At 47.0% G+C, this 16,788-nt stretch carries 18 protein-coding genes; 14 read left to right on the top strand and 4 right to left on the bottom strand.

The genetic code is table 11. The features are described 5' to 3' along the window. Positions 1-123: 123 nt before the first annotated feature. The 5 genes from JOY44_RS09110 to JOY44_RS09090 all read left to right on the top strand — a co-directional run bounded on the left by JOY44_RS09110 (position 124) and on the right by JOY44_RS09090 (position 5,152). Complete coding sequence (locus JOY44_RS09110) at positions 124-1,095, top strand: hypothetical protein (protein WP_171573277.1); 972 nt, start codon at positions 124-126, stop codon at positions 1,093-1,095. 259 nt (positions 1,096-1,354) lie between these two features. Then, complete coding sequence (locus tag JOY44_RS09105) at positions 1,355-1,705, top strand: STAS domain-containing protein (protein ID WP_171573276.1); 351 nt, start codon at positions 1,355-1,357, stop codon at positions 1,703-1,705. 113 nt (positions 1,706-1,818) lie between these two features. After that, entirely contained in the window at positions 1,819-2,304 is a 486-nt protein-coding gene (locus tag JOY44_RS31325) for a 4a-hydroxytetrahydrobiopterin dehydratase (RefSeq protein ID WP_242541731.1), read from the top strand. Positions 2,305-2,564: 260 nt separating this feature from the next. Further along, a complete protein-coding gene (locus JOY44_RS09095; protein ID WP_171573275.1) occupies positions 2,565-3,167 on the top strand; it encodes a hypothetical protein in 603 nt (200 codons plus the stop codon). An 89-nt stretch (positions 3,168-3,256) separates the two neighbouring features. Next, positions 3,257-5,152 (top strand): c-type heme family protein, encoded by a 1,896-nt coding sequence (locus tag JOY44_RS09090; RefSeq protein WP_197985085.1) that lies wholly within the window; start codon positions 3,257-3,259, stop codon positions 5,150-5,152. Between the two features lie 67 nt (positions 5,153-5,219). Here JOY44_RS09090 and trpD read toward each other — a convergent pair whose 3' ends face one another. Next, positions 5,220-6,311 carry an anthranilate phosphoribosyltransferase gene (gene trpD, locus JOY44_RS09085; protein ID WP_245404908.1) on the bottom strand — a complete coding sequence of 364 codons (1,092 nt, stop codon included), beginning with the start codon at positions 6,309-6,311 and terminating at the stop codon, positions 5,220-5,222. Positions 6,312-6,535: 224 nt separating this feature from the next. Between trpD and JOY44_RS09080 the strand changes: the two genes are divergently transcribed. The 6 genes from JOY44_RS09080 (at position 6,536) to JOY44_RS09055 (ending at position 12,127) form a co-directional block, all read left to right on the top strand. Continuing rightward, entirely contained in the window at positions 6,536-7,216 is a 681-nt protein-coding gene (locus tag JOY44_RS09080; protein ID WP_171573274.1) for a DUF2834 domain-containing protein, read from the top strand. A 51-nt stretch (positions 7,217-7,267) separates the two neighbouring features. Continuing rightward, positions 7,268-7,702 (top strand): DUF4168 domain-containing protein, encoded by a 435-nt coding sequence (locus JOY44_RS09075; RefSeq protein WP_197985083.1) that lies wholly within the window; start codon positions 7,268-7,270, stop codon positions 7,700-7,702. 181 nt (positions 7,703-7,883) lie between these two features. Then, the gene (locus JOY44_RS09070; protein WP_171573273.1) at positions 7,884-8,750 is read left to right on the top strand and encodes a cell division protein FtsQ/DivIB; all 867 of its coding nucleotides are present in this window, start codon (positions 7,884-7,886) and stop codon (positions 8,748-8,750) included. Positions 8,751-8,963: 213 nt separating this feature from the next. Continuing rightward, positions 8,964-10,241: a cell division protein FtsZ gene (ftsZ, locus tag JOY44_RS09065; protein WP_171573272.1), complete on the top strand. Its 1,278-nt coding sequence runs from the start codon at positions 8,964-8,966 to the stop codon at positions 10,239-10,241. Further along, positions 10,241-11,563 carry a 16S rRNA (cytosine(967)-C(5))-methyltransferase gene (locus tag JOY44_RS09060; protein WP_171573271.1) on the top strand — a complete coding sequence of 441 codons (1,323 nt, stop codon included), beginning with the start codon at positions 10,241-10,243 and terminating at the stop codon, positions 11,561-11,563. The genes ftsZ and JOY44_RS09060 overlap by 1 nt, the downstream gene beginning before the upstream one ends. A 144-nt stretch (positions 11,564-11,707) precedes the next feature. Next, positions 11,708-12,127, top strand: coding sequence for a TerB family tellurite resistance protein (locus tag JOY44_RS09055; RefSeq protein ID WP_171573270.1), 420 nt, complete (start codon positions 11,708-11,710; stop codon positions 12,125-12,127). A 28-nt stretch (positions 12,128-12,155) separates the two neighbouring features. On the opposite strand, the gene psb35 is transcribed toward JOY44_RS09055, so the two are convergent. The 3 genes from psb35 to yidD form a co-directional block, all read right to left on the bottom strand. Next, positions 12,156-12,359, bottom strand: coding sequence for a photosystem II assembly protein Psb35 (psb35, locus tag JOY44_RS09050; RefSeq protein WP_171573269.1), 204 nt, complete (start codon positions 12,357-12,359; stop codon positions 12,156-12,158). A 98-nt stretch (positions 12,360-12,457) separates the two neighbouring features. Further along, positions 12,458-13,192, bottom strand: coding sequence for a M15 family metallopeptidase (locus JOY44_RS09045; protein ID WP_171573268.1), 735 nt, complete (start codon positions 13,190-13,192; stop codon positions 12,458-12,460). After that, positions 13,189-13,449 carry a membrane protein insertion efficiency factor YidD gene (gene yidD, locus JOY44_RS09040; protein ID WP_171573267.1) on the bottom strand — a complete coding sequence of 87 codons (261 nt, stop codon included), beginning with the start codon at positions 13,447-13,449 and terminating at the stop codon, positions 13,189-13,191. The genes JOY44_RS09045 and yidD overlap by 4 nt, the downstream gene beginning before the upstream one ends. 120 nt (positions 13,450-13,569) lie before the next feature. Between yidD and rpsD the strand changes: the two genes are divergently transcribed. The 3 genes from rpsD to JOY44_RS09025 all read left to right on the top strand — a co-directional run bounded on the left by rpsD (position 13,570) and on the right by JOY44_RS09025 (position 16,633). Next, entirely contained in the window at positions 13,570-14,178 is a 609-nt protein-coding gene (rpsD, locus tag JOY44_RS09035) for a 30S ribosomal protein S4 (RefSeq protein WP_171573266.1), read from the top strand. A gap of 175 nt (positions 14,179-14,353) precedes the next feature. Further along, a complete protein-coding gene (gene ispF, locus JOY44_RS09030) occupies positions 14,354-14,839 on the top strand; it encodes a 2-C-methyl-D-erythritol 2,4-cyclodiphosphate synthase (RefSeq protein ID WP_171573265.1) in 486 nt (161 codons plus the stop codon). A gap of 3 nt (positions 14,840-14,842) precedes the next feature. After that, a complete protein-coding gene (locus tag JOY44_RS09025; RefSeq protein ID WP_171573264.1) occupies positions 14,843-16,633 on the top strand; it encodes an ABC transporter substrate-binding protein in 1,791 nt (596 codons plus the stop codon). Positions 16,634-16,788 lie beyond the last annotated feature (155 nt).

Raw genomic sequence — 16,788 nt, 5'->3', positions numbered from 1 at the left:
GCCAATTTTTTAGCCAGAGCTTAAGCCAGCAGACTCAAAAAACTCAGGCATTCTAAGAAGTATGGAACGCGACCCACAGCGACTCCAAAGTTCAATCCCCCCTTGCTTAGAAGGAGCCTTCTCATGACTGTCTTATTGCATCCTCGTTACGCTAAAGTTGCGGCTGCTACGTCCGATTTGGCTGGTTACTGCCCCAAAAATCCTAGCTACTTGCAAATTCGAGCGCGAGTCAACCGGCTGATTGATCGCTATCTTGCGATCGCCATTCTCAGCGATCGTCTGTCTGACTTACCTAGTCAATTCACCACACCCCACACCCGCCCCTGGGAACCAATTAACTGGAAAGGGATTAGCCCCGACCAAGTGATTGGCGTTGATCCAGCCCTATTTGCCATGATCATTGCGGGTGCTACAGAAATCGAAGCACCGATTCGGGCTTACTCTCAAGAAAGTTGGGATTATCTAGAAGCTGTGCATCCCCAAATGGCATTCTTTATGGGTGGTGAATGTGATGCTCAGGGTTCCATTAAAGCCATGGGCGTATGGGAAAAAGAAGAGCGGCAACATGCCCCCACCTTTCGCAAAATTTATCAGCAGTTGACGGGTGAGAAACTTCAGCCCAAGCCGAACTCCGTCACAGGGTATCAGCCCAATGGTGACCCATGGAATGCGGTATATCATCACACTCTCAGCCGAATTACGACTGAATGGAGTGCTACTGCCGTGTATTTATGGCTGATGGCGCACTCCACCGGCGACTTGCAACAGGCGATCGCCCAACCCCTCCAAGACGAAGCGAATCATCTGGCAAAATTTTGGGGCTTTAGCCGCTGGGCATTTGCAGAGCCGTTTTTTACTCAAATGAGAGGCTCCACTCATAATCTGGTTGATTTGCTCAAACATCACCAGGGCGAACGCACCCACAGCAATGACTTAATCGGAACCGAGCAACTCAATCATGCGATCGAACTAACCTTTACCCTGATGCGGGTCATGGTGCGGCTACGCGCTTGGAACAAAGAGCTGAGCCCCAGTTTTTTAACCCATCTTTTTGGGACATCGCCCCTGAGCCGTTGCAGTCGAGGTGCTGCTTAGTGGAAAGCGAAGAGCAAAGTGTAGAGTTTGTTCACGTAGCGTTTTCGTAGGAACTATTTTGAGCGCGACCTAATGATCAAAATTCAACCTATAGCTTTCTATACGCTTGTAAAAAGTCTACCGATTAGAAACCAGAGTGCTAAAATGTCGTGAGCTTCAGCGTAGTATTGCTGTGTTCAATTGAACTCGAAGAATATATAATGAATCGTCTAATTTGGGCTATAACCACTAGGAGGGTTTTATTCCTGAGCCACTAACCTTGACTGTAAGCTTGAGAGGCACACGCGACATCAAGGATGATTACCAGTTATTTCGCCTCGCAGGTCTTTTGGATGCTTTCTCCGAGCCAAAATTCCGCTCTGTTTTTACGCAATGTGTAGAAGAAGGACCCAAGCACTTCATTTTGGATTTATCCAAGATTGATTTCATCGATAGTTCTGGGCTAGGTGCTTTAGTTCAGCTAGCAAAGAAAGTTCAAACTGCTAGCGGCACTCTACAAATTGTCACCAATCCTCGCGTCACACAGACAGTGAAGTTGGTTCGTTTGGAGCAATTTTTATCGCTTCAAGGTTCCGTGGAAACGGCGATCGAAAATCTCAAGTCTAAGTAATCGGCATCAGCGATGATATTTGGCAGCAAATGCTGCTGAGTAGAATCTCTGATTTCCGAATCTTATTTGGTGATTGCTTCAGCATTCTTTCATATTTTTTTGAATGCTTTTTCATGGACTATCGAGTTTTTTATCGAACTTTGTTACGCCATTGGCTCAAGCTGACTGCTTTACTTTTATTTGTTGGAATTGCGGTACTGAGTCAGTATAGGTTCTCTGCAATTTCAATGAGTCAGTTCAGTGTTGAACATACAACCTCGGCGATCGCGGCACCTGTTTTCAACAAATCTATTTTTCAGGATATTGCTGCCATGAACGCTCTTCTGCTTTCCCCCAATCAACTAGAGGCTGCTTTGAGTGAGTTGGATGGTTGGAGCATTCAAAACGGTAAATTGCACCGCCAATATCAGTTTCCTTCCTTTGTGGAAGCCTTTGGATTTATGTCTAGCTTGGCACTAGTTGCCGAGTCAATGGATCATCACCCTGAGTGGTTCAATGTCTACAATCGCGTTACCATCGACCTTACAACTCATGACGCTGGCGGCATTACTCAAAAAGACATGGATCTTGCAAAAAAAGCCAACGAGCTAGCAAAGTAAAAAAGCGATGGATCATTGGCGATCGCGGCTTGGCTGTAAAAATTCACTTTTGAACAATTTACTCCTCTTAATCTTACTGATATTGGCACCTCTGGCTAGGCAAGCGTTTTCAATAATCAACAATTTCACCATCAAACTGCGATCGCTGCTAGAGTAAACGCGACCGCAGCAAATAATAGATTACGTGTACTATTATCTTAGCTGATCCAGCCTAGATTATTTTCTAGCAAGAATCTTTGGTCAATACCAGGAGAGCCGCCATGCGCTTGGGCAAAGTTGTAAAGTCTAACTCCCACTGTGACTACATTGTGGAACTGGATGATGAAACTAGTCGAGAGAATCCGCCCAAGCCAGATGATTTTGGATTTGGTTCCTTTGTGCGGCTGGAAGGGCGCGATCGCCATTGGGCAGTGGGCTTAATCTACAACTCGCAACTGTTCAACCCGATGTTTCTCAACATGGGTCCGCGTCTGTCGAGTGAGCCTGATCCCGTCTTCACTCCTGATTTAATTAGCGAAACCCGCACTTTGTTATGGACTATCCTCATCGGCACTTTAGAACAAGAGGATGACGTAGCTTATGGACAGCACGGCATTCCAAAAGTCATTGTCCCAGTCAATACGGCGGTTTATCGGATGACCCCCGACGAAATTTATCGCTTTCATCTCAATGAGGTGCAACGTCCCCAGTTTTGTTATTACAGTCTCCTGCTTCGATGTGGCGGCACCTTTGCCTCTCAACTGACCCAGCAGGTGTTGACCGAACTGGTTGATAGTAGCTTGTTCAGCGGAGCCGATCAGCGGGCGCTGAAGGTATTGTGTAAGGAATTGTCTTGGAAAAGCACGATGGGAGCGATGCGGTGAAGCGAGTAGTCAATGTGTTGTTAAGTTGTTGAAAAAATTCGTCCTGCGGGAAAAATAGCGTAGGTGACACTACTCAACTTATACAGTTCATGAAGAACTCCCGGCTGGAACGTAAGTTTAATATTCTGCTATTTCTGGTATTTGCCGTTGGAGTTATTTTGATTGGCAGTTCTTTGTCGATCGCAATGGACTATCAAATTGGCGGACAAGCGAAATTGCTTATTCAAACGATGAATTCCGTCAGGAGTTACACCAGCAACAATATTAAGCCTCTTTTAGCTGATCAGCTTCGTTCTGAGTCAGCTTTCATTTCTGAAACAGTCCCGGCTTTTTCTGCTAGGGAAGTTTTTGAGAATTTCACTAAGAACCCAGAATTTCAGAACTACTTTTATAAGGAGGCAACCTTAAACCCAACCAATCTGGAAGATCAGGCAGACGAGTTTGAGGCGAACCTAATCAATCAGTTTCGGCAAGATAAAAATAAGCAAGAGCTATCGGGCTATCGAATGCTGAAAGGGGATAAGTTGTATTACCTGGCGCATCCGTTGTCGGTGAGTCAGCCAAGTTGCTTGCAATGTCACAGTCAGCCCGATCGCGCACCCAAAAGCCAGCTTGTAAAATACGGCTCAGAGCATGGTTTTGGCTGGCAGTTACATGAGATTGTGACGGCGCAAACGATCTATGTTCCTGCCAGTAAAGTGTTGGAGTTGGGGCTAAAAAATTTATCGTTGATGATTGGGCTGCTGGTTGGGCTATTTATGGCGATGATTTTGGTGATCAACTTCCTGCTGAGACGAGCGGTAATTCACCCCATTCAGCAGTTAACGGCGATCGCTGATGATTTGAGTAAAGGCATGCCGACCCTACAGCAGCTAGAACGGTTTCAGGTGGGCAACTTGGGACGGATGACCCGCTCACAGGATGAATCTGGACAGTTGCTCAAAGCATTTCACAGAATGGCACAGGAGATTTTTCAGCGCGAACAACATCTGAAACAGATAAATCAAGTGTTGCAAGTGTCTGAGGCAAAGGAACGATCGCGATCGCAAGCTTTAGAAAACTCACTCAGGCAACTAAAGCGAATGCAACTGAAGCTGATTCAAAGCGAGAAGATGTCTAGCTTAGGACAGCTTGTGGCGGGAATTGCCCACGAAATTAATAACCCAGTAAATTTCATCCACGGCAATATCAGTCACATTAGTCGCTACTCTCACGATTTGCTCGACCTAGTGGCGCTTTATCAACATCATTATCCTGCGCCAGCAACAGAGATTCAGCAGCAAGCCGACGAGATGGATATTGAGTTTTTGCAAATTGATTTACTCAAAGTGTTGGCATCCATGCAGCTTGGCACCGATCGAATTCGGGAAATTGTCCTCAGTTTGCGTAACTTCTCGCGACTAGATGAGGCTGATATCAAAGCGGTGGATATTCATCAGGGCATTGATAGTACGCTGATGATTCTCCAAAATCGCTTGAAGTCAAAACCCAAGGGAGGCGAGATTGAAGTTACTCGGGAATATGGCAACTTGCCGCTGGTGGAGTGCTACCCCGGACAGTTGAATCAGGTGTTTATGAATTTGTTGGTGAATGCGATTGACACGTTAGAAGAAAAGATGGACAGAAATGTGTCACGCGTCGCGAACGATGCGCTGGATGAAAGTATGGAGTCGGCGAGTGGAGAAGGCTCATTTGCGATTCGTATTCAAACCGCGATCGCCGAGCCCAATTCTGTTCAAATCACAATCACTGACAATGGAGTTGGTATTCCAGAAGAGATACAGAACCAGCTATTTGATCCGTTCTTCACCACAAAATCAATCGGTAAAGGAACCGGGCTAGGGCTATCCATCAGTCACCAAATTATTACGGAAAAACACGGCGGCACCTTGCAATGCGTTTCCCAGTGTGGCAGCGGCACCGAATTTACGATCGCAATTCCAATACAACAAAAATCTGGCAAGGATTTAGATAAAACTCATTGAAAAAGCGATGGCTTTCTGAAGCACTATCTTTGAAATGCGCTGCGAGCTACTTTACTTCCTAAAATAGCTATTTCAAAAACTCGATCAATTGTTCCAGCTTGTCCCAAGCGGCACCGCTTTGCAGGATTGTTTGAGCGTGAATAATGCCCTCAGAGTAAGGGTTTTCAGAGTCAGCAAGGGTTTCTCCTACTTGCAAGGCGAGGGCGGCATTGAGGGCAACCACATCTTGCTGAGCCTGAGTGCCTTTTCCTTGCAAAACAGCTTTGAGAATATCGGCGTTTTGCTGCACGTCGCCCCCTGCGATCGCGCTTAGAGGTGCTTTTTCTAAGCCCAATTCGGCTGGATTGAGAACTGCCGAACTAACCTGTCCATTTGATAGCAGGGCAAGATCGGTAGCGTCGCCTAAACCTGCCTCATCTAAACGTTCTCGTCCATGCAGGACGATCGCCCGTTTCGTTCCCAATAGCTGTAGAGCTTGTGCGATCGTTTCCAGCAATGCTGGATCAAATACGCCAATCACCTGTCCTGTAGGGCGCATCGGGTTTACCAATGGTCCCAGCAGATTGAACACAGTCCGCACACCCAGCGATCGCCGTAGGGTTGCCACTCCTTTCAATGCCGGATGCCAACCTGGAGCAAACAGAAAAGTAATGCCCACTTCATTTACTGCCGCCTGAATTGTTTCGGCAGGTGCGCCAAGGTGAATGCCTAACGCTTCCAACACATCTGCCGAACCAACTCGACTCGATGCCGAGCGATTTCCGTGTTTAGCAACGGGAATGCCTGCCGCTGCTGCCACAAACGCCACTGCCGTTGAAATATTGAACGTGCCAGCCCCATCTCCACCCGTGCCGCAGGTGTCGATTAGGGGAGTAGGGAGTGAAGAGTGAAGACTGGGAAGCGAGTAAGACTGCTGGTGCAAAACCTGCGCCATGCCTGCCAATTCTGCCGCCGAAACCCCTTTCATTTGAATGGCCGCCAAAATGGCACCAGACAGAACTGGCGGAATCGCTTTAGCCAGCCAGCCCTGCATCAGGTGAGAGGCTTGGTCGGGTGTAAGCGATTGGAGATCGAGGAGCTGCTGCAATAGTTGCGACCAAATAACAGCATCATCCAATAGCAAGGGCACTGAGTTGGGAGGAATAGGACTTTGCACCACAGGTTTATTAAGGTTAAAGCATACCAAGCATGATATCAGAGGAAGGGCTAGGGACGGGAATTTAGAAGTTGGAAAAGAGCGCTAATCATAAGTATTTCCCAAAAACTTCTACACTAAAAGGGTTGTGCCCACTGCCTTTTTTCTAAAATCCAGCTCAATCTTTTTCCATTGCCCTGTAAATTTTAGCTGCTCTTTCTTCTTCCTGTTCTCCTAGCCCCTTACCCATGAACCAGCCTACCTTTAGAAAAATTGCCCTGGGATTGCTCTGGCTTACCTTTACCATCTACGCCTTTAACTTTGCTCCACCCGATCAACCAGACACTCTAGATTTAATTAAGCGTCTTTCCACAGGACAAATTGATGGGATCAATCCTCTGATTGTGGCGTTATTTAACATCATGGGCGTGCTGCCGGTAATGTATGCCTGTCTTCTCTATACCGATGGACGAGGGCAACGTCTACCTGCTTGGGCATTTTCAGTGGCATCGTTTGCAGTTGGTGCTTTTGCTCTGTTGCCCTATTTAGCATTGCGGCAGCCCAACCCGTCGTTTGTGGGTAAAAAGACCTGGCTGATTAAGCTACTCGATTCTCGCTTATTGGGAATTGGGGTGGCGATCGCAGCAATGGGTCTATTCACCTATGGATTGACTCAAGGTAACTGGCAAGAGTTTGTATTTCAGTGGAAAACTAGCCGCTTTATCCACGTCATGAGCCTGGATTTTTGCTTGCTGTGTCTGCTGTTTCCAACGTTGCTAGGCGACGATATGGCACGACGAGGTTTGAAGGATGCCCGGATTTTCTGGACAGTCGCTTTCATCCCTTTATTTGGGGCAGTGATTTATTTGGTACTTCGCCCCCAACTTGCTGAAATAGCCACGCCTCAAACAACCGCAGTTCCGACCTAAACAAACGTACGCTTACCTCAAACTCCGTATCTTCTACCCATTGGACCTCCCATGTGGCAAGCTGTTCACAGATCGCTGAAAACGATTCTTTATGTCATGCTATGTGCGATCGCTAGCAGCATATTCCTGAGTTCTAGCGGATTTGCAGCTAATCTTCCTAAACTGCCTGAACAAATTCTTGAGCAACCGCTCATCACTCGTCCCAACCTGGATCCTGGCAATATTCCCTCTGAAAAAGTCAACCAGTTTGTTCGAGCCTGTCTTCAAGTCGTCAAACTGATAGAAAGACGAGAAGGAGAGTTGCAAAGCACTGAGGGCAATGCAGAATCACGCCGTTTGGAGCAGGAGATTGAAGCCGAAGCATTGGCAATCATTGAGACTGCGGGCTTAACTCGTCAAGAATATTTGCAACTACTAGGACTAGCCAACACTGATCCCGAATTTGGTGAACGAGTCGCCAATCAGCTACAAGAGTTAGCAGGATGAGAGAATTTCTGAGAAGCGATCGCAATCCTGTAACGGTTCTTAATTAGCCTTGTTTAGGCTTTTGGGATATCCTTTAGCATCAGACAACCCAAATCCGTCGTAAGTTTGCTCTACAAATTTACAAAATTCGACTATGTTAAGAGGCTAGTTCCTGCAAGTAGCACTGGTTTAATTGAGTTGGATGGCTGGTAATTTTACTTCTCCCTCACAAGTGGATTTAATCCAACGGCGGCAACGGCTACGTCGTCAACGTCGTGTGCGCTTATTTCAGGCACTGTGGCGAGGATTAACGGTCACAGCATTAGCAGGGGGATTGGTTTGGGTGACAACGCTACCCATTTGGTTGATTCGCAAGCCTGAGCAAATTAAGGTAGAAGGTAATCGATTGATTCCATCGCAGGCTTTACGCTCGCTAGTTCCCATCGCTTACCCCCAATCGCTGTTGCAGTTGAAACCTGAAGCGATCGCAAAAGAGTTAAAAACAAAAGCCCCAATCTCAGATGTGGTAGTGAACCGGCAGCTATTTCCACCAAGCCTGACTATCCGAGTTGTAGAACGTTATCCCGTTGCGATCGTTCTAGCCAACACCAGTGATATTCAATTGCTATCTCAAAACTCTATCAAAAGCAAAGACACTGCCGCCAAAATTGGATTGTTAGATGAGAATGGAATGCGGCTACCGCTAGAAAACTACACTCTCATCCAACAGTCCATTAAGCTGCCAAGCCTTAAAGTAATTGGGAATCCAGAACACTATCGTCGTAACTGGTCTACGCTGTATCGGGAAATCAGCCGAAGCCCAATCAAAATTACGGAACTTGATTTTCAGAATCCAGCAAACTTAATCCTAAAAACTGAATTAGGAACGATTCATCTAGGTCCTTATGGAATGCAATTTTCTGAACAAATTAAAACCCTCGATCGCATGCGCAAACTTCCTAATCAAGTTAGTCTTGATCAAGTCGCTTACATTGACTTAAGAAATCCAGACTCACCATTTATTCAAACATCTGGATCAAAAGGTTCTGTTAAACCAGATAGCCCTTGAGTGGTTCAGAAAACCGATAGCAACGTGTTCTGCCAGGCAATTTAATGTACTCAAGCAACGGGGACATTTCACGCTATCATAAGCTCTTTAGCAAGATTGGTTTTTCAAACAAGTTCCTTTATAGTTGGTTAGAGTCAGCTTTGGAAGCCTCGATTTTGTATTTAATCCACTCAAATTTCATCTATATTTATTGTTAAATTGCCTGCTATTCCAATGACACTTAACAATGGCTTAGAAAATGCCCACGGAAACACTATTTCTCCTGAAGGACAGCCCAACTTTTTACGGGCGATCGCTCCTGCAAGCCCATTCACCAACTCCGGTAATCATATGAACCAATCTAATGATGTAAAAGGGTTGTCTAGAGACGAATACAGGAGTAATGACATTGTGCCTGGTAGCGTGGCAAAGATTAAAGTCATTGGAGTAGGCGGTGGTGGCGGTAATGCTGTAAATCGGATGATCGCCAGTGAGGTTGTGGGAGTTGAGTTTTGGACGGTTAACACCGATTCCCAAGCACTTGTTCAATCTTCCGCTTCAAAATGCTTGCAAGTAGGGCAAAAGCTCACGAGAGGCTTAGGCGCAGGCGGAAACCCAGCTATTGGGCAAAAGGCGGCCGAAGAATCGCGAGATGAAATTGCAGCAGCCCTCGAAAATTCTGATTTAGTATTTATTACTGCTGGTATGGGCGGTGGCACAGGAACGGGTGCTGCCCCTGTGGTGGCAGAAGTTGCCAAAGAACTGGGAGCCTTAACCGTTGGGGTCGTCACTCGCCCTTTTACTTTTGAAGGTCGCCGCCGCACCAGTCAAGCAGAGGAAGGTATTGCGGCCCTCCAAAGCCGAGTAGATACCTTAATCATCATTCCAAATGATAAACTTTTGACGGTGATTTCTGAGCAAACCCCTGTGCAAGAGGCGTTCCGTACCGCAGATGACATTCTTCGGCAAGGAGTCCAAGGGATTTCAGACATCATTACTATTCCTGGATTGGTCAACGTTGACTTTGCCGATGTGAGAGCAGTGATGGCAGATGCCGGATCGGCATTGATGGGGATTGGCGTAGGTACAGGCAAATCTAGGGCTAGAGAAGCAGCAATGGCATCTATCTCCTCCCCATTGCTGGAGTCATCAATCGACGGTGCCCGTGGAGTTGTCTTTAATATCACTGGCGGCACTGATCTAACGTTGCACGAAGTCAATGCAGCGGCTGAAATTATCTATGAAGTGGTTGATCCAAATGCCAATATTATTTTTGGTGCGGTGATTGATGAACGGCTGCAAGGAGAACTGCGGATTACGGTGATTGCCACTGGTTTCACTGGGGAACCCCAAGTGCGTCAGACTCAGACTGCTAAACCCTCTGCTCTGAAACGTCCCATGAGTTCGCCTGCCGTTCCACCTGCTGCCATTCCAGCAGAACCAAAGGCGAAACCTCCAATGACTGGGTTGGATATTCCTGAGTTCCTCCAGCGTCGTCGTCCCCCTCGCTAGTGGCTCAAGATCCACGTCAACAAGCATTTTTAGCACTTCAGGCTATCAGTCGCGGCGGTTTTGCCGATGATGTGCTGGCAAAAACCCTGCAACAAGATCTGAGCGAACCCGATAAACGGTTGGCAACGGAATTGGTCTATGGCAGCGTTCGGCGGCAGCGGACTTTAGATGCTCTGATCACGCAACTGGGCAAAAAGCAGAGCGATCGCCAACCGCCTAATCTCCGCTTAATTCTCCATTTGGGGCTTTACCAGCTTCGGTATCTTACCCACGTGCCCCCCTCAGCCGCTGTCAATACATCGGTAGAACTTGCAAAAAGTAATGGATTTGCCGGACTTGCAGGGGTAGTCAATGGCATCTTGCGGCAATATATCCGGCTTTTGGCATCTGATTCGCTACAACTTCCCAGCGATCCCATTCAACGCTTAGCCGTTTTGTACAGCTATCCCGATTGGATTGTGGAAGTGTGGCAAGCGCAATTTGGGCTAGAGAACACCGAAAAACTGTGTGATTGGATGAATCAATCGCCCCGTATTGATTTGCGGGTTAATCCTTTAAGGGCATCCATTGAGCAGGTAGAAGCGGCAATGCAGGAGTCGGGAGTTTTGGTAGAGCGATCGGCCGTTTTGCCGCAAGCACTACGGTTGGTCAATCATGCGGGTGCTATTCGCAATCTACCTGGTTTTGAGGAGGGCTGGTGGATGGTGCAGGATTGGAGCGCTCAATTGGTCAGCCATTGCGTCAATCCACAACCGGGCGAAACGGTGATTGATGCCTGTGCCGCACCGGGCGGAAAATCAACCCACCTAGCAGAATTGATGGGCGATAGCGGGGTGGTATACGCCTATGATAAAACCCCATCTCGCTTAAAAAAAGTGCAGCAAAACTGCGATCGCTTGGGGTTGCATTCTATTCAAGTTGAAGCTGCCGACAGCCGTGCCCTAACGCATACCAATCAAGCAGATCGAGTATTGGTAGATGCGCCCTGTTCTGGCTTAGGTACCTTACATCGCCATGCCGATGCCCGCTGGCGACAAACTCCCACAACTGTTCAAGATTTGGCAACCTTGCAAGCCGAATTGCTCAATCAAGCAGCAACATGGGTTAAGCCTCATGGCGTATTAGTATATGCCACATGCACCCTGCACCCCGCAGAAAATGAAAATCAAATTCAACACTTTTTAACAACCCATCCCGACTGGAAATTGCAACCCATTATTGATTTTCCTGCCTCTAGATTTGTTTCATCAGCTGGATGGATCAAAGTTTTGCCCTATCAACATTCCATGGATGGATTTTTTATGGCACAACTCAGTCGGTGATATTCTAATTCCAAACAAAAAATGTGACAAATAACTTGATAGTTCTCTTTGTCACGACCCCATAGCGTATGGTGAGCGATGATGGGATGTGCTCTCAAATTACTCATCCCTTTCTGTTAAGCGAAGTTCTCAGAGACAAAAAAGATGACAGACAAAAGCGTTATAAATTTGGTCAAAATTTTGATTGGAACTGCCTGGATCGACGGAAAAATTCAACCTGAAGAGCGGGAATATCTCAACCGTATTGCTCTCGAAAAAGGAGTTGCTGATGAAGCGGAAATTCAGCCTTTACTCCACGAATTTACCTCGGTAAAACCCAGCGAATGCTACGAATGGGTTAAGCAATATCTGGGCGATCGCCCCAGTTTTGAAGAATGCCAACAACTCTTAGAAGCCGTCAGCGGCTTAATCTATAGCGATGGCACAGTTGACACTGAAGAAGCCAAGCTACTCACAGAATTACAGTCTTTCGCCCCGACCGGTAAGAGCGGAGATCAGTCAAGCAATGCTGTCCTATCTGCGATTCGCAGCGTTTATAAACGCTGGATTTCCAAGTTGGAATAGCACTATGATCTCCACTTAGCAGGCTACTTTAAACGCCTGGATTTTCAGTGTCTTTCACTTCGGGAACCACTTCGGGTCGCTCCTTGCTTTCCCAGCCAACAGGACGCTTAGCGTTGTACCAAGCGACGGAGCCAATTGTCACAGCCGCTATAAAACCAACAACATAGACTGCCGTAAACGCTGTCGGAAAACGCTCGCCAGCACTTGTCGCAACTGCTAATAATAGATTCATTTCATATACCCCTTAACTCAAATTCATCGAATGCTCTACAGCATATTGGGTTGAATATACCAATTCATCGGCTGCAAGACTGATTTTCGTCCCATTCTTTAGATAGATCTAGCTGTCTCTTCTACCTGGCCATAGTGAGCGATCGCTGGCTCAGCCAAACCATCAGAATTTGCTTGCCGATATAACCAAGCCCATAGCTGATCCCCATAGGAAAAATGCCACCATTCCTTCGGATGCCGCAAAAAACCAGCCGCTTCCATACTTTGACATAGCAATTCTCGATGAGAATGATAGCGTTGATCATCCATGCCAACATTGTTAGCAAAGTAGTTGGGATAGGAACGCGACGACAACTCATCAATTACCGATCCCATTTCGACTGGCTTACCTATCTCATTAACCAGCGTCAGGTCGATCGCGGCTCCCGTGCTGTGGGGAGGCGGAGTCGCGGGATCAACTAGCGGTGCTGCCCAAAATTCATACACCTGCTCCAGAACTTCTTGGCGCTTAGCCTCGGTCATTATGGTGGTTTCTAACCCAGCTTTGGCTGCCACTGCTTGAAACGTGTAATCCACCATAAACTGCTGCACGCTCAGCGGTCGATAGACATCAAAAATTTGCAGCCGCCAGCCAGAGCGCTGTTTTTGCAAATAATATTGAGCCTTCCTTAAACGCTTCAGAACAGTTTGACGCACAAAGAATGGCGATCGATCTCCGTAGGTCGCACCCAGTGCCATATAAGGATGAGGCGATACCCAAGCAAATTGTTCTAAAGGAATGGGCACCAATGGTTCGCCACACTCTGCAATAGGAATGGAGTAATGGGGCTTCACGGTAGAGTCTCTGATTGATTCGGCGATTGAGAAAGTGGCGCGGCAACCGGAGGAACCGGATCATATCCACCAGGATGGAAGGGATGACAACGGCAAATCCGACGGGTGCTTAACCAGCTTCCCTTTAGCACCCCATGATTGGCGATCGCTGCGATCGCGTACTCAGAGCAGGTGGGTTGGAAGCGGCATGTAGGGGGCAGGAGTGGTGAAAGCCCGACCTGGTAACCGCGAATCGCCTTAATCAAAACTTGTTTCATGCTCTTATTCTAAAAGAATCCTGCAATCAATCAAGAAAATTGCTCAAGGGCTTCCATCCTGTTTCCCAATCGCGTATGATAAGGAGTCTTGTCTAGTTTTCGATTTTCAGAGGAAGGTAAATGTCGCGATATAGAGGTCCGCGCCTCCGAATTGTGCGCCGCCTGGGAGATCTGCCTGGTTTAACGCGCAAAGCACCCCGACGGGCATATCCACCTGGTCAGCATGGTCAGGCACGCAAAAAGCGTTCTGAATATGCAGTACGTTTGGAGGAAAAGCAAAAGCTTCGCTTTAACTATGGGTTAAGCGAACGTCAATTGCTAGGTTATGTTCGTAAAGCACGTCGTAAAGTCGGTTCCACAGGGGAAGCGCTGCTTCAACTGCTAGAAATGCGTTTGGACAATACGATATTTCGGTTAGGTATGGCTCCTACCATTCCCGCAGCGCGCCAATTGGTGAATCACGGGCATATTACCGTCAACGGGCGTGTAGTGGATATTGCCAGCTATCAGTGCCGTGCAGGTGAAGCTATTGGCGTGAGAGACAACGAGCGCTCTCGTAAGATGGTTGAAACAAACCTGCTATATCCTGGGTTAGCAAATCTGCCTAGCCATTTAGAATTCGATAAAGCCAAAATGCAAGGTAAGGTTAATAGCCTTATCGAACGTGAATGGATTGCCCTGCAAATTAATGAACTGTTAGTGGTTGAGTATTACTCTCGGCAGGCGTAAACAGTTAGCAACTGATTACCTCTTCTTACCGCGGCATTTTAATATTTCTATTAGCCTTTTAGCCCCGTCAGCTAGAAGGCTTTTTAGTTATGAGTGCTTTCCTCCATGTTCCACACCCGAACCCCTTCCTCTCTTATAATCAAGTCTGATCGCTAACTGCTAAGAGCTAAGTTTAATGGCTGCAATTCGGATTGGAAATGGCTACGATATCCATCGATTAGTGCCAGAACGTGCCTTGATCTTGGGCGGCATAAAGCTTGAACATTCTTTAGGGTTACTGGGGCATAGCGATGCAGATGTTTTGACCCATGCCATTATGGATGCGATGCTGGGGGCGTTAAGTTTGGGTGATATTGGTCATTACTTTCCACCGATCGATCCACAATGGGAAGGTGCAAATAGCTTGCAGTTGCTAGAACAGGTGGATCAACTGATTCGCGATCGCGGCTGGCAGATTGGCAACATTGACTCCGTAATCGTGGCAGAACGACCCAAGCTAAAGCCTCATATTGCCGCAATGCGCGATCGCCTCTCTAGCGTTCTCAAACTGCAACCTGACCAGGTTGGTATTAAAGCCACAACCAATGAAACGCTTGATGCTACTGGGCGAGAAGAAGGAATTGCCGCCTATGCAGTGGTTTTATTAGAAAGCCTCAATTAAACAATGAATATACGCTTACCAAACTTAAATCGATGGGTACTGATGGGGTTGGGGGTAATCTGTGCGATCGCCTTGGGTGCATGTAATCAAGCAATCTTCAAAACCAAAGCAGCGCAAGTTTCTCAGCTTGTGATCAGCACATTGGGCGATTTCAAGACCTTTAACTACGCGTTTTATGGCGAGTTTCCTAACATTTTTCTTTACACCGCCGAAGGCTTAATTGCTGAAAACGGCAAAACCGGCAAAATTGAGCCAGCCCTTGCCGAATCCTGGGAGATCTCTCCTGATAAACAGCGCATCACCTTTACCCTGCGCAATGGGCTGAAGTGGTCTGATGGGCAACCGCTTACAGTAGATGACGTAATTTTCACCTACCGAGATGTTTATCTCAATGAAAAAATTCCCACCGACCTGCGAGATTTACTGCGGATTGGCAAGAGCGGCAAATTTCCAACCGTTCGCAAAGTTGATCAACGGCGTGTAGAGTTCACTACACCTGAACCGTTCGCGCCCTTTCTACGAGTCTTAGGTATGGGCCTTTTGCCAGAACACATACTGCGCGAATCCGTTTTTACAAACGACGATGAGGGTAAACCCAAATTTTTATCTACCTGGGGCACTAATACAGATCCCCAAAAGCTGGTCGTTAACGGACCCTTCATGCTTGAAAGCTACACTCCTAGCCAACGTTATGTGTTTCGGCGCAATCCCAACTATTGGCGCAAAGATAGCCAGAGTCAGCCGTTACCTCACATTGAACGAATTGTTATGCAGATTGTCGAGTCTACCGATACCGAACTCCTCCGCTTTCGCTCAGGCGAACTGGATCAACTGGCAGGTTTAGGTTCCCTACGTCCCGAAGACTTTTCACTGCTGAAGCAAGAAGAAAAGCGCGGCAACTTTCAAATTCAGCAGGGTGGCTTACGCATGGGTACTCTCTACACCATGTTTAACCTAAATACGGGTCGCCGCACAGATGAAACGCCCTTGGTCGATCCTATTAAGTCACGCTGGTTTAACACTAAAGAATTTCGTCAGGCGGTTGCTTACGCAATCAACCGAGATAAGCTGATTAACAACGTATTTCGCGGGTTGGCAAAACCGCAAAACTCGCCGATTTCGGTACAAAGTCCTTTCTATCTATCGCCAGCGGAAGGGCTTAAGACTTACAATTACGATCCGCAAAAATCTAAAGAACTGCTGCGTCAAGCGGGGTTTAAGTATGACAAGCAGCAACAGCTATTGGATGCCGATGGCAATCGAGTTCGGTTTAGTATGATCACCAATGCGGAGAACAAACTGCGAGTAGCTATCGGTGCTCAGATTAAGCAAGATCTCGCCGAGATCGGGATGCAGGTAGATTTTGCCCCTACTTCCTTTAATACTGTCATTGAAAAGTTAGATACTTCCCTTGATTGGGACTGCGTCATGCTGGGTTTAACGGGTGGCGTTGAACCCAATAACGGATTTAATGTTTGGAATCCAGACGGCGGTTCACATACATTCAACCAGGGTTCTAAACCCGGAAGTCCCCCTGTTATTGGACGGCAAGTGTCTGATTGGGAAAAAGAAATTGGGCAGCTTTATATTCAAGGCGCACAGGAACTAGACGAAAGTAAGCGCAAAGTGATTTATGGCAAAACCCAGCAAATCACTCAAGAGAATTTACCTTTCATTTACTTGGCAAACCAAATGGCAATGGCAGCAGTGCGGAATAAAGTTGAAAACGTGGAATACACGGCTCTGGGGTTTACCTATTGGAATATTGCGGAGCAAAAGGTCACAGCCCAATAAAAGTCATGCAATTCGTTGAGTTGATTTTACAACCATTACAACCAGTTTTCAGAGTGAGAACAAGCGAACGAATGGTTTTCATTCTCACTGAGCGATCGCCATGGCACAATTTAGATACCTTGATAGACTAATTAATCCTCTCTTTTTTTCACAGT

The organism is Leptolyngbya sp. Cla-17 (assembly GCF_016807185.1).
Classification (GTDB): Bacteria; Cyanobacteriota; Cyanobacteriia; order Leptolyngbyales; family Leptolyngbyaceae; genus ULC077BIN1.
The sequence above is the reverse complement of the archived record's forward strand: the minus strand, read 5'-3'. Positions and strand labels throughout refer to the sequence as shown.

Bases quoted from the DNA above. Each gene is read 5' to 3' on its own strand.
- JOY44_RS09110 (WP_171573277.1), top strand. From the start codon at position 124: ATGACTGTCTTATTGCATCCTCGTTACGCTAAAGTTGCGGCTGCTACG.
- JOY44_RS31325 (WP_242541731.1), top strand. From the start codon at position 1,819: ATGGACTATCGAGTTTTTTATCGAACTTTGTTACGCCATTGGCTCAAG.
- JOY44_RS09095 (WP_171573275.1), top strand. From the start codon at position 2,565: ATGCGCTTGGGCAAAGTTGTAAAGTCTAACTCCCACTGTGACTACATT.
- JOY44_RS09090 (WP_197985085.1), top strand. From the start codon at position 3,257: ATGAAGAACTCCCGGCTGGAACGTAAGTTTAATATTCTGCTATTTCTG.
- JOY44_RS09080 (WP_171573274.1), top strand. From the start codon at position 6,536: ATGAACCAGCCTACCTTTAGAAAAATTGCCCTGGGATTGCTCTGGCTT.
- JOY44_RS09075 (WP_197985083.1), top strand. From the start codon at position 7,268: ATGTGGCAAGCTGTTCACAGATCGCTGAAAACGATTCTTTATGTCATG.
- JOY44_RS09070 (WP_171573273.1), top strand. From the start codon at position 7,884: ATGGCTGGTAATTTTACTTCTCCCTCACAAGTGGATTTAATCCAACGG.
- ftsZ (WP_171573272.1), top strand. From the start codon at position 8,964: ATGACACTTAACAATGGCTTAGAAAATGCCCACGGAAACACTATTTCT.
- JOY44_RS09055 (WP_171573270.1), top strand. From the start codon at position 11,708: ATGACAGACAAAAGCGTTATAAATTTGGTCAAAATTTTGATTGGAACT.
- psb35 (WP_171573269.1), bottom strand. From the start codon at position 12,359: ATGAATCTATTATTAGCAGTTGCGACAAGTGCTGGCGAGCGTTTTCCG.
- yidD (WP_171573267.1), bottom strand. From the start codon at position 13,449: ATGAAACAAGTTTTGATTAAGGCGATTCGCGGTTACCAGGTCGGGCTT.
- rpsD (WP_171573266.1), top strand. From the start codon at position 13,570: ATGTCGCGATATAGAGGTCCGCGCCTCCGAATTGTGCGCCGCCTGGGA.
- ispF (WP_171573265.1), top strand. From the start codon at position 14,354: ATGGCTGCAATTCGGATTGGAAATGGCTACGATATCCATCGATTAGTG.
- JOY44_RS09025 (WP_171573264.1), top strand. From the start codon at position 14,843: ATGAATATACGCTTACCAAACTTAAATCGATGGGTACTGATGGGGTTG.